10 protein-coding genes are annotated in these 12,462 nt (G+C 30.4%); 7 read left to right on the top strand and 3 right to left on the bottom strand.

Features of this window, described 5'->3' with window-relative positions; all coding sequences use genetic code 11:
• Positions 1-4 precede the first annotated feature (4 nt).
• The 5 genes from WHD08_RS17715 to WHD08_RS17695 all read left to right on the top strand — a co-directional run bounded on the left by WHD08_RS17715 (position 5) and on the right by WHD08_RS17695 (position 5,757).
• A complete protein-coding gene (locus WHD08_RS17715; protein ID WP_166382920.1) occupies positions 5-775 on the top strand; it encodes an enoyl-CoA hydratase/isomerase family protein in 771 nt (256 codons plus the stop codon).
• 11 nt (positions 776-786) lie between these two features.
• Entirely contained in the window at positions 787-2,232 is a 1,446-nt protein-coding gene (gene aldA / locus WHD08_RS17710) for an aldehyde dehydrogenase (RefSeq protein WP_208889859.1), read from the top strand.
• Positions 2,233-2,321: 89 nt separating this feature from the next.
• Positions 2,322-3,461: an ABC transporter substrate-binding protein gene (locus tag WHD08_RS17705; RefSeq protein WP_208889860.1), complete on the top strand. Its 1,140-nt coding sequence runs from the start codon at positions 2,322-2,324 to the stop codon at positions 3,459-3,461.
• Positions 3,462-3,463: 2 nt separating this feature from the next.
• Entirely contained in the window at positions 3,464-4,609 is a 1,146-nt protein-coding gene (locus WHD08_RS17700; RefSeq protein WP_208889861.1) for a CaiB/BaiF CoA transferase family protein, read from the top strand.
• A gap of 5 nt (positions 4,610-4,614) precedes the next feature.
• Positions 4,615-5,757, top strand: a complete 1,143-nt coding sequence (locus WHD08_RS17695) for a CaiB/BaiF CoA transferase family protein (protein WP_208889862.1) — start codon at positions 4,615-4,617, stop codon at positions 5,755-5,757.
• A 73-nt stretch (positions 5,758-5,830) separates the two neighbouring features.
• Here the strand turns inward: WHD08_RS17695 and WHD08_RS17690 are convergent, their stop codons facing one another.
• The 3 genes from WHD08_RS17690 to WHD08_RS17680 all read right to left on the bottom strand — a co-directional run bounded on the left by WHD08_RS17690 (position 5,831) and on the right by WHD08_RS17680 (position 10,795).
• Positions 5,831-8,686, bottom strand: coding sequence for an FG-GAP-like repeat-containing protein (locus tag WHD08_RS17690; RefSeq protein ID WP_208889863.1), 2,856 nt, complete (start codon positions 8,684-8,686; stop codon positions 5,831-5,833).
• A gap of 115 nt (positions 8,687-8,801) precedes the next feature.
• Complete coding sequence (locus WHD08_RS17685) at positions 8,802-10,001, bottom strand: DUF6786 family protein (protein WP_208889864.1); 1,200 nt, start codon at positions 9,999-10,001, stop codon at positions 8,802-8,804.
• A gap of 305 nt (positions 10,002-10,306) precedes the next feature.
• A complete protein-coding gene (locus WHD08_RS17680; protein ID WP_340833068.1) occupies positions 10,307-10,795 on the bottom strand; it encodes a helix-turn-helix domain-containing protein in 489 nt (162 codons plus the stop codon).
• A gap of 149 nt (positions 10,796-10,944) precedes the next feature.
• Here WHD08_RS17680 and WHD08_RS17675 point away from each other — a divergent pair, with 149 nt between their 5' ends.
• Together WHD08_RS17675 and WHD08_RS17670 are read left to right on the top strand one after the other, a co-directional pair.
• Positions 10,945-11,718 carry an SMP-30/gluconolactonase/LRE family protein gene (locus WHD08_RS17675; protein ID WP_166382904.1) on the top strand — a complete coding sequence of 258 codons (774 nt, stop codon included), beginning with the start codon at positions 10,945-10,947 and terminating at the stop codon, positions 11,716-11,718.
• A gap of 483 nt (positions 11,719-12,201) precedes the next feature.
• The gene (locus WHD08_RS17670) at positions 12,202-12,366 is read left to right on the top strand and encodes a hypothetical protein (protein WP_208889866.1); all 165 of its coding nucleotides are present in this window, start codon (positions 12,202-12,204) and stop codon (positions 12,364-12,366) included.
• Positions 12,367-12,462: the final 96 nt, after the last annotated feature.

Genomic DNA, 12,462 nt, shown 5'->3' with positions numbered 1-12,462 from the left:
TAAGATGAAACAAATTAGACTAGAAATAGAAAACAAAGTTGGCTATATCGTTATTAACAAACCAAAAGCCAACAGTTACGACCTTGATTTTATGACCTCTTTATCAGAAATTATTGATGAAGCAAATCGTAATAACAATGTAAAAATAATAGCCATAAAAAGCGAATTAGAAAAGTTCTTTTGTGCAGGAGCAGATGTAAAGGTTTTTCAACAAAATTCTGTTGCTGAAAACAAAAAGATGGTTATACAAGCCAACTTGGTAGCCTACAAAATTTCTAAAAGCCCTAAAATAGTAGTTGCTTTATTAGATGGTCATACTTTAGGTGGTGGTTTAGAACTGGCATTAGCTTGCGATATTCGTTTGGCAAGTGATGGTCAATATTTAATAGGGTTACCAGAAATCAATTTAGGATTGATGCCAGGAAATGGTGGAACTCAAAGATTAATCAGAATTGTAAACCAAAGTAAAGCTTTAGAAATTTTAATTTCAGGAGAACCAATCATAGCAAAACAAGCTTTTGATATTGGATTGGTAAATCAATTATATGCTAAAGAAAATTTTAAAGAGCAATCTAAATCTTATTTAGAAAAATTAGCAAAAGGACCATTATTGGCAATGATAGCCATTAAAGAATCTGTTCATAAAGGAATAGAGCTCTCTCTTGAAGAAGGATTAAAATTAGAGACACAATTAGCAGATGGATTGTATGATACTCCAGATGCACAAGAAGGATTAAAAGCCTTCGTAGAAAAAAGAAAAGCAATCTTTAACTAAAAATAGTATTTATGGAAACAACAGTATACAGATGTTACATTAACGGAGAGTGGATTGAAAAAAGTTCAGGAGAAAAGATTGATGTAGAAAACCCAGCAAATGGAGAAGTATTTGCTGAAATTTACTCGAGTAGTTTAGACGAAGTACAACAAGCATTAGAAGCTGCTGATAAAGCGCAATTTGCTTGGCAAATGTTACCAGCTCAAGAGCGTGCAACTTATTTGTATAAAATTGCAGAGAAGTTAGAAGAAAGAAAAGAGCATTTTGCCAAGTTACTGGTAATGGAACAAGGAAAAACTCTTGTAGAAGCTCGTTACGAAGTTGATGATACTATAAGATATATGACGTATTCTGCTGAAGCAGGAAGACGTATACAAGGTGCTATTTTTCCTTCAGACCAACCTAACGAACAACTTACTATACACAAAGTTCCTTATGGAGTTACGGTAGGTTTAATGGCTTTTAATTATCCGTTAGCTTTAATTGGTAGGAAAATTGGTCCCGCTTTAATTACAGGAAATACAATGGTTATAAAACCATCTGAATTAACACCAATAACTGCATCTGAATTTTGTAAAATAATTGATGAAGTTGGCTTACCAAAAGGAGTTATTAGTATGGTTGTTGGTTATGGACATACTGTTGGTGCTGCATTAGTAGAAAATCCAATTACGAGGTTAATTTCTATGACTGGAAGTACAAGAGCAGGACAAGCTATTTACAAAGGTGCTTCGCAAAACGTAGCAGGATTAGTATTAGAATTAGGTGGAAAAGCGCCTTTTATAGTTTTAGAAGATGCTGATATTGACAAAGCTGTTGAAGCTGCTGCTATATCTCGTTATGCAAATTGCGGACAAGTATGTATTTGTAATGAAATGGTTTTTGTTGATGAAAAAATTGCAGACGAGTTTACAGAAAAATTAATAAAAAGAGTTCAAAAAATTACAGTAGGTAACCCAATGACAGATGTAAACATGGGACCAAGTTTAAGCGCTGCTGCCTTAAAAAGAATCGATGAAGTTGTTCAAAAAAACATAGCACAAGGAGCAGAATTAGTTTTAGGTGGTAAAAGACCAGAAGGTAAAGAATTTGAAAAAGGAAATTGGTATGAACCAACCATTTTAACAAATGTAAAACCAGGTGATGCAACCGTGCAAGAAGAAATGTTTGGACCGGTTTTACCAATTGTTAAAATTAAAGGTTTTGAACACGCTAAAGAATTATTAAATAAACGAGATGATAGTTTATCTGCTTATTTATATACAGAAAATCATAAATTAATAATGCGATCTATTCAAGAGTTTGAAATAGGAACCATTTTTATTAACAAACAAATTGTAGGCTACATTCAAGGGCATCATTCTGGTCATAAAAAAGCTGGTATTGGTGGTGAAGATGGAGTTTACGGTATCGAACAATATTTACAGAAACGAACAATTTACATGAGTTACGAATAAATTATAAACCTTCCATAACTAACGTCAATCAATAGGAAATGACTCAATGGAAGCCACATGTAACCCATAAAAACAAATAATATTAGTACATGAAACAATTAAAAGGAATAACTTGGAATCACAGTAGAGGATTTACATCAATTGTAGCCGCTGCCCAACGTTTTACAGAATTAAACCCAGATGTTGAAATCGTTTGGGAGAAAAGATCATTGCAAGCATTTGCAGATGAACCAATTAATGAATTAGCAAAACGCTACGATTTTTTAATTATTGACCATCCTTGGACTGGCTTTGCTGCTAGAACAGAAGTAATTTTACCATTAAATAAATTTTTATCAGATGAATACTTAAAAGACCTAGCAGTAAACACTGTTGGTAAATCTCATGAAAGTTATTCTATAAAAGGAAAACAATGGGCTTTAGCTATTGATGCTGCTACACCTGTTGCAGCGAGCAGACCAGATTTGTTCGAGAAATTAAATTTAAAATTTCCAGAAACTTTTGATGATTTAATAGAATTGTCAAAAACAGGAATGGTTGCAATTCCAGGGATTCCACAAGATACTTTAATGAGTTTCTATATGATTTGCTCTACACTTGGTGAAGATGTTTGTACTTCTGATAAAGAAGTTATTTCAGAAAAAACTGGAATAAAAGCACTTCAAATATTAAGAGCTCTTGGTAAAAATATCAAAAAGGAAAATTACGACTGGAATCCTATTAAAGTATATGAAGCAATGACTTTAACAGACGATTATCTTTATAGTCCTTTTGCATATGGTTACACTAATTATTCTCGTGAAGGCTATGCTAGAAAGCATTTAAAGTTTCATGATATGGTTGCAATTGATAATCAAAAATTAATAACAACTTTAGGAGGTACTGGATTAGCTATTTCTGCAAATACTGAGCATCCCGAAATTGCTGGTAAATTTGTAGAATATGTAGGTTCAGAAGCAACTCAAAAAGGTGTGTTTTTTGATAACGGAGGTCAACCAGGACATAGACAAGCTTGGTTAGATAAGCGTGCAAATGATTTAACAGATAATTTCTTTAAAGATACTTTACCAGCGTTAGATAGAGCTTTTTTACGCCCAAGATATCATGGTCATATGTATTTTCAAGATAGAGCTGGTGCGCCAATTAGAGAGTATATGATGAATGGAGGAGATGAACAACAGCTATTAAAAGATTTAAATGAGTTGTATTTAAAATCATTAAAAGAATAACTATGAAATTACCTTTAGAAGGCATTTTGGTATTAGAATTCTCTCAATTTATGGCTGGACCATCTGCAGGATTAAGATTAGCTGATTTAGGTGCAAGAGTTATCAAAATTGAAAGACCTGGTTCTGGTGAAGCAGGAAGAGGTATTGCTTTAAAAAACTTATTTTTAGATGGCAGTAGTTTGGTATTTCATACCGTAAATAGAAATAAAGAATCTTATACTGCCAATTTAAAAGATGCAGATGATTTAGATCGTGTTAAAAAATTAATAGAACAAGCTGATGTTATGACACATAATTTCCGTCCAGGAGTTATGGAGAAAATTGGCTTAGATTATAAAACGGTTCAGAATATAAACTCAAAATTAGTGTATGCATCTGTTACTGGTTATGGTACAGAAGGTGAATGGGTTAAAAAACCAGGTCAAGATTTATTAATTCAGGCGATGTCTGGTTTTGCAAAGTTAACAGGAGATAAAGATGATAATCCAACTCCTGTTGGTGCTGCTGTTTCCGATTTAATTACGGGAACACATTTGGCTCATGGAATTTTATCAAGTCTTTTAAAACGTATCAAAACGAATAAAGGGGCTTTAGTTGAAGTGAGTTTATTAGAATCTACTTTAGACCTTCAGTTTGAAGTTGTTACCGGCTATTTAAGTGATAATAATCAAAAACCAAATAGAGCTAAACAAGGAAATGCACATGCATATTTAGGCGCTCCTTATGGAGTTTATCAAACAAAAGATGGTTATTTATCTTTAGCAATGGGCTCTTTAACAAATTTAGCTAACATTCTTAACATTTCACAATTAGCATCTTATTCTGACCCCAATTCTTGGTATGAAAAACGAGATGAAATAATGGATGTTCTTCGTGCTTTTTTAATCGAAAAAAACACACAAGATTGGTTAGATATTTTAGAACCTAAAGGAATTTGGTGTTCTGATGTTTTCGATTATAAAAAACTCTTAAACCATGAGGCATATAAAGTATTAGAAATGGATCAAAAATTACCATTAATTTCTGGCGAAGAAATACACACAACACGTTGCCCAATAAGATTAAATGATGAAAGGCTTTTTAATAAAAAAGCAGCACCAAGAGTTGGACAAAATACAGAAGCAATTATTAAAGAATTTAATCTATAAATAGGATGAAACCATTAGAAGATATATTAGTTATAGATTTAAGTCAGTTTTTATCTGCACCTTCTGCTACTTTACGTTTAGCAGATTTGGGAGCAAGAGTTATTAAAGTAGAGCGCCCTAAAACTGGAGACATTAGTCGTCAATTACATGTTTCTAATCTAAAGATGAATAATGAATCTCCTTTATTTATAGCTGTTAATAGAAATAAAGAAAGTTTTGAAGCAGATTTAAAAAACGAAGTAGATAAACAACGTGTTTTAAAATTGATTGCAAAAGCAGATGTTTTAGTTCATAATTTTAGACCTGGTGTTGTAGAACGTTTGGGTTTTGATTATGAAACTATTAAAAAAATAAATCCAAAAATTGTTTATGGAAATATTTCAGGTTATGGAGATGAAGGTCCTTGGAAATCTAAACCCGGACAAGATTTACTTGTGCAATCATTATCTGGTTTAACCTGGTTAAATGGGAATGATGGAAGTGGCCCTACACCTGTAGGAATTGCTATTGCAGATATTTTATCTGGCTCTCATTTAGTACAAGGTATTTTGGCTGCTTTAATTAAAAAAGGCAAAACAGGTATCGGTACAAAAATTTCTGTAAGCATGTTAGAATCTATTATAGATTTTCAATTTGAATCTATTACCACGTTTTATCATGATGGAGGAGAACCAACTGTTCGTCCAAAGAGTAATAGTGCACATGCTTATTTAGGCGCTCCTTATGGTGTTTATAAAACACAAAACGGCTATTTCGCTTTAGCAATGGGCTCTATTCCTTTTATTGGAGAATTAATTGGTTGCAATGAATTAGCCGAGTATCCAGAACCAGCAAGTTGGTTTACAAAACGTGATGAAATAAAAACGATTTTAGCCAACAAATTAAACACCAATACTACAGAACATTGGCTTTCAATTTTAGAGCCAGCAGACATTTGGTGTGCTAATGTTATGGATTGGGAAACACTTTTTAATCAAGATGGATTTAAAGCGTTAGATATGATTCAGAATGTAAGAATGGGTGATGGATATGAGTATAAGACAACAAGGTGTCCAATAAAGATTGATGGTGAGTATTTTACATCAACCCTAGGATCTCCAAGTTTAGGTGAACATACAGATAAAATATCTCAAGAATTTTTAGCCTAAAATTACAGACATTATTTTATTTATTCGAAAAAGTAAACCTCTCTATAAATAAGAGAGGTTTACTTTTTTTTTATTACTTAGAAACTATTTCTAAAGGAAGAATTTCATCTTCATACATATCTCCATCGCTAGAAGTAAAAGTGACTCTAAGTTGATAAAAATGATTTTCTTGTAATTGGTTAGACGGAATATAATCTTTCAAAGAGAAAGTCATATTTGCTGTTCCGCTTGTTGTTTTTAATGCGTCTTTATTAACAAGAACCACATCTTTTACAGGTATCCATTTACTTTTAAAATGACGTAACCAAAAACGAATTCCGCCTTCATCTGCCGAAATCACTTTGTTTCCAGATCCTGCATGATATTTAACAGTCACTTTTAAATTATCACTCACTTTTATCTGGTGATTCCCATACTTTTCCTTGTTTAGAATTTTAACATAAGGTGCAGTATAAGGAGCAACCGTAACTTTAATTTCTGATGAAATAGAATTGTCTTTTGAAGATGCTTTTACAATTGCTTTTCCTGGTTTAATTGGGTTTGCATTACCATTTTTATCAACAGTAAGAATATTTGTATTACTAGATGTCCAAATAATTTCAGAATTGGTCTTATTTTTTGGTAAAACGCTTACGTCTAGAGTTTTATTTTTCCCTTTATATAATTCTATTTTTTCTGTTTTAAAAGAGATTGAAGTAACTGGTGAGTTTTTATTAGAATCAATATTTACATAATCAGTATTGTAAATATTGTTCGCTTCTTTGTTTTTAAACGCTACAGTTTCTCCATTTCTCCATCTAACTTTAATACTTTTTATTTCAGATTCATTTCCCAATCCAAAATGTACAATGTTCATTAAACTTTGGGAAAATATTTCTCCTGCAGAACCAACTCTTTTTCTATATTCATTATCAGCTGTTTTTACAATAACTTCTGCAGAAATAGGATCCACATTAGATTTTGGAGAATAACCTACTTTAATAGTTACATGCTTGTTGTCTGACTTTGTTTGATTATTGTACAAATACCATTCTCCGTTTTCACTACCATTTAATAAATCTAATTGCCCATCTAAATCAAAATCAAAAGCTTGCCCCATATCTCCATTCCCTGGTCCACCAACATCATTTGCTCCATGCATTGTTGTTGTTTCAAAAGAATTATTACCTGTATTTAATAACATATAATCAGAAATTCTTGCTCCTACTCTACCCCAACGATACACAAATAAATCTTGATGACTGTCATTATTAAAATCTCCAGTTGTAACACCTAAAGCGTTTCCTCCTTTAGGAATATTCCAAGCTTTAGAAACATCTGTAAATATATCTCCATCGTTTCTTAATAAAACATCGGCATTATTTCTGTTCTGCGGAATAAAATCTGGAGTAACACTTGTTACACCAGAAAGACTAAATCTGTATTGCCAAAAGAAATTACCATCACGAACCAAAGTTGCCTTCCATTCATTGTTTCCTAAATAACCGATATAGAATCCATTTTTAGAAATATCATCTGCCCATCCTTTTGCTTCTTCTGGGCTAATTTCTAACTCATCACCAGAATTTACAATTTTTGAGACCTTATTTTCCCCTAAAAAAATAGGATAATCTTTACCTAAAATAGCTCCTTGCGCCAAGTAATAATATTTATGTAATTTAATTTTGTTTTCAGCTGTAAAACTAAAAACATCAGCACCTTTATAACCTCTAGTTTTTATGGCTAATTCTTTTGTAATAGGATTAAAATCTACGGAAGGAGTTTCTCCTTTTCCATGTTCAAAGATCATTCCTTGAGCCAAATACAAATCTAAATCCCCGTCATTATCAATATCAATGTCCGTAACAGCCATGATTTGTTTTGAAGAACGAACTTCGTCTGGAATTAACGCTGATACATCTGTAAATGTAAAATCTCCATTTCCTTTCCACAACGTTAAAGGGCCGTAAAAAATAATATCGTCAATATTATCGTTATTAAAATCGGTTACCAAAACTCGTGATTCGTCAACATCTTCGAGTCCTTTTACAGATCTATATTTAAAAGTTCTATCTCCGTTATTTTCATAAAAAAAATGTTGTGGTTTATCAAATTTCAAACTCGACTCGTTAATGATTAATAAATCAAGATCCCCATCTAAATCTGCGTCTATCCATCTAGTACTGCGCCCTCTACCTCCTTTTTCTACACCTACATCACCAGTGTACATAATAAATTTATTATTTTCATTAAGGTAGAAATTAAGCCTAGTAGGAATAGCTCCATTACCACCTCCTTCTTCTAAAACAAGATCTAAATCGCCATCATTGTCATAATCCCCAAGAGAAGTACCATGCAAATCATGTTTAAACCATCTTGCAAGGTCTTTGTTATGTTTTGTTACTGTACCATCTCCATTATTCCAATATATCTTACTCGTTTCTGCATTATGGTTGTTTGCAATAAAATCATAATCTCCATCATTATCTATATCTGCTATTGATGGTCCTCCATATTTTAATGAACTCACTTTATCTAATCCTGCTTGTACAGAAATATCTTTAAAAACAGGAATTTCTAATGCTGACACCTCTTCAAAATACAGACTGCTTATCGTTAAATTTTCATCTAAAGCTTGAAAACGAATTTTTACATCACCAATTTTAGGAAAACGAATTACACTCGTTAAATTCTGAATTCCTTTCTTTGGTATATTAAAGTCATCCATTAAAAGCTCATCATTTACAAAAACACTTAAACTTGCATATGCTGATGGATTATTAATAGTAAGAATGATTTTTTTTGTTAAGTTTCCTTCAACTTTATAATTTAGAATTTCTGGATTATCAGTAGAGACTTCTATTGAATTTGAAAGAATGTTATTGTTTTTACAAGAAGTAGTAACACTAAACGTAAATACAAATAAAACTAGTAATATTAAATTTTTCATAATGTTTCTTTTAAGTAATAAATGTATCAATTTATTAAAAAAAATGATTGATTTACAACTTGACAAAAACTTGAACAAAACATAAAACGTTAGTAATTAAAAGATTATTTCATTATTAAAAAACAGGAATTTCATTTAGGTCAATACCTAATAGTTTTTTTGAAATTAAATTTAACTCAACAAAATCTGCTTCTATATGATAAGTAGTTTGTTTATGATATATTTCTTCTTGTGGTTTTAATTCTTTGGATGATGATAAAGATTCAAACTCATAAAATGGCCAATTGTAGCCCAAAGATTTATTTACTTCGCCATTAAAAATATTAATTACATCTCCATCGTAAGGAGCAGTGTTTTTTGGAAAACAATTTAAGTAATCACCATCATTTTTAAAATTGAAAGTAACAATGGTTAGCAAATTGTTTTTACGAGAATAACTTCCCATAATATTCTTAGTATTTTCTGGTGGAATTCCTATTTTCCCTAATAATTGAGCATCACTCTTGTAAAAAAGTGTATTATTTTTTATTTGATATCTAGTTTTTTCTTTGGTACCGAAATATGTTTTTAAACTATCTAAAGGTTTTTCTAAAGGAATAATAACTTTGGTATCTACAGATGTTAATATACTTCCTATTTCCCAAATAGATAAAAGCCCTTTGTCTTTAGTCCATTGAATGGAATCGATATTTTTCAACCAAGTTTCTGCACTAAAACCTACTACAGAAATATCAATATCCGAAGATATTTTTAAATCAGTATTAATTGTTTTTCTATCTAGAATAGAAATTTTTCGTTTTGTATTTATTTTAAATAGATAATTGTTAGCATTTACAATCTGTAAATCAGCTTGATATGTTATCGATTTTTTAGAACTACTTACTTTTTTAAATTGCTTAGAATTTAAATCTTCTTGCACTTTTATATCCTCTCCTTCTTGCCTTTTATTCTGCTCAAAGAAAGTAGCAAATTTACCATATTCAGGGCCAAACCAAACTCTACTTTCACCACCCAATCTTGCCATTGTTATTTGGTCTTTTTTATCAGTAATCAAATCCCAATTAATCCAACCATAACTTTTACCTTCTAAACCATTAGAAGAACTTGTAAATATTCTTCCTTGGTATTTACCAGAAACAGCAATCATAGATTCTCCAGATTGTAAAACTTCCAAACCTTCAATAGTTTGTAATTTTTCTAACGCTTCTCCAAAATTTCTTTCTTTAATATTTTCTTTACAATTCATAACTAATATCATCAATAAAATAAATAATAAAACCCTCACAGTATTTTTACCACTTTGTAAAATATCCATCTTTTTTAATTAGTTGTATTATTTTGCCCTCTCAAAAAAGGTACACATTATTTTTTTATCATCTTGTTTAAATTTAATTAAAAACGATGTATTATCATTATAGGTCATCAGTATTACTTCTTGATAAAAACTTGACAAGTCTAATTTTAAATGATTTTGCATTATTCATCTACTTTATAAAATGCTTAAAGAATTTTCAATTAATCTCAGAATAGGAATCCTAACGAAATAAAAAATATATTAGATGATATATACTAAATAAAAAAAGTGGCTATTTTTAGAACACTATAAAGAATATAATCTTATTATTTGAAGAATGTTGCTCTATACTGAGCAGGCGTTTTATTTGTAAATAGCTTGAATTTTCTATGGAAAAAAGAAAGATTTGGATAACCTGTTTCAAAAGCTATTTGTTCTACCGAGGTTTCAGATTCTTTTAATAATTCACAAGCTTTACTAACTCTATATTCATTTAAATAGGCAGTAAACGTTTTATTAAATGTCTTTTTAAAAAACTTAGAAAAAGAAACTGGAGTCATAAAAACTAAATCACCTAATTGCGCAGCATCAATTTTGTTTTGATAGTTTTTATCCACAAAATCGATAATATTTTTAATTCTATCTGAAACCAAAGAATTCACATTAAAACGTGCTCCTAAACTTAGTACTTCATATTTTTCTAAAGATAATTCATGAAGTAATTTTATAAATTCTATTAGCCTAAGTGTTGGTGACATTTTTTTCATTGAAACCATTTTACCACCTACATCTTTTGCAGTAATATCATTAAACATTAACAATAAACCACTACTAAACAGCGCTTTACTTTGTTTTTTTTTTTGTAGTTATTTATTTTTAATAGGAAAAGTTTAACGTATATAAATTAAAGAACAATCCTGAAAAAACACCCATTAAATTAGAAGAAAAGGTAGCTTATAAAACCATGGGATATTTAGAAAAAGTAACGGATGACTTTTACAAACACGTTCCAAAATCAACAAAAATAGAAATAATTTCTGAAGGTTATATTTGGACAGAAGGACCTGTTTGGGTACCTAAAGAACACTGTTTATTATTTTCTGATGTTACAGAAAATACCAATTATAAATGGACGGAAAAAGAAGGTGCAAAACCTTTTTTAAAACCAAGTGGGTATACTGGTAAAACAAAAAAACTACAAGGTTCTAATGGATTATTTTTAGATAATAATGGTTATTTAATTCTATGTCAAACAGGAGACAGAGTTATTGCTAGATATAAAGGGAGTTTTACAAAACCGATGTCTAACTTCGAAGTAATTGCCAATAATTTTGAAGGAAAAAGGTTTAATGCTCCTAATGATTTGGTAGTTGATAAAAAAGGAAATATTTATTTTACAGATCCTAATTTTGGAATAGAAAAAGGGACAAAAGAAATCGATTATCAAGGTGTTTATAAAATAGACATAAAAGGAAAAGTAACCTTGTTAACTTCTAAGTGGAAAACACCAAACGGAATAGGTTTATCTCCAGATAATTCAAAATTATATATTGCCAATTCTGAGCCTGCATTGTTTATTTCTTATAACCTTTCTCAAGATGGAACACTAAGTAATGAAAACATTGTTTTAGACATGAGAGAAGCTTTAAAGAAAAGTATTGCTAAACAATTGCCCGATGGAATGGCTGTAAAAAAGACGGAACTATATTTCTTACAGGTCCTGATGGTGTTTTTGTAATTGATCAAAATGGTAATCATTTAGGAACTATAAAAACAGATAAATTAACATCTAACTGTGCTTTTAATGATGACGAATCTGAACTATATGTTTCTTGTCATGAATTAATATTAAGAATAAAATTAAAATGAATATGAAACCATTTTTTAGAAAAATTATTTAAGAAAACAACTGTAATTGGAGTTCTAAGAAGATATGATAAGGAAACAACCTTAAATATTGCAAGAACATATCAAAAACAAGGGTTTACTAGCTTAAAGGTTACTAGAAATAACCTAATGTTTTTGATCTTATTGAAGTATTCGTAAAAGAATTTGACGGAAAATTAAATATTGATTGCGGAACAATTTTGTCTATTAAAGATGCAAAAAAAGTTTTAAAATCTGGTGCAAATTTTATTGCAACACCAATAGTAGATAAAAAAGTAATTAAATTCTGTGTAAAAAAAATTCTGTTTTTCCTGGTGCATCTTCACCTACAGAAATGTTTACTGCTCATAAATTAGGTGCTAAAATGGTAAAGGTTTTTCCTTCTGCCAACAAGAGGCATCTTTTAGAAAATATGGAAGCATACAAAAATGCAGGAGCTAAAGCTTTTGGAATGGGAGGTTTCCTTTTTGCCCCAGAAATGATTGCTAATAAAGATTAGGATGCGTTAGGAAAACATTTTAATAAATTTTGAAATAAAAAAATACCTAATCAAAATATAAAATCTATTTAAACTAACATAGATAAATATTAAAAC

This window comes from Polaribacter sejongensis (assembly GCF_038024065.1).
Taxonomy (GTDB): Bacteria; Bacteroidota; Bacteroidia; order Flavobacteriales; family Flavobacteriaceae; genus Polaribacter; species Polaribacter sejongensis.
The sequence above is the reverse complement of the archived record's forward strand: the minus strand, read 5'-3'. Positions and strand labels throughout refer to the sequence as shown.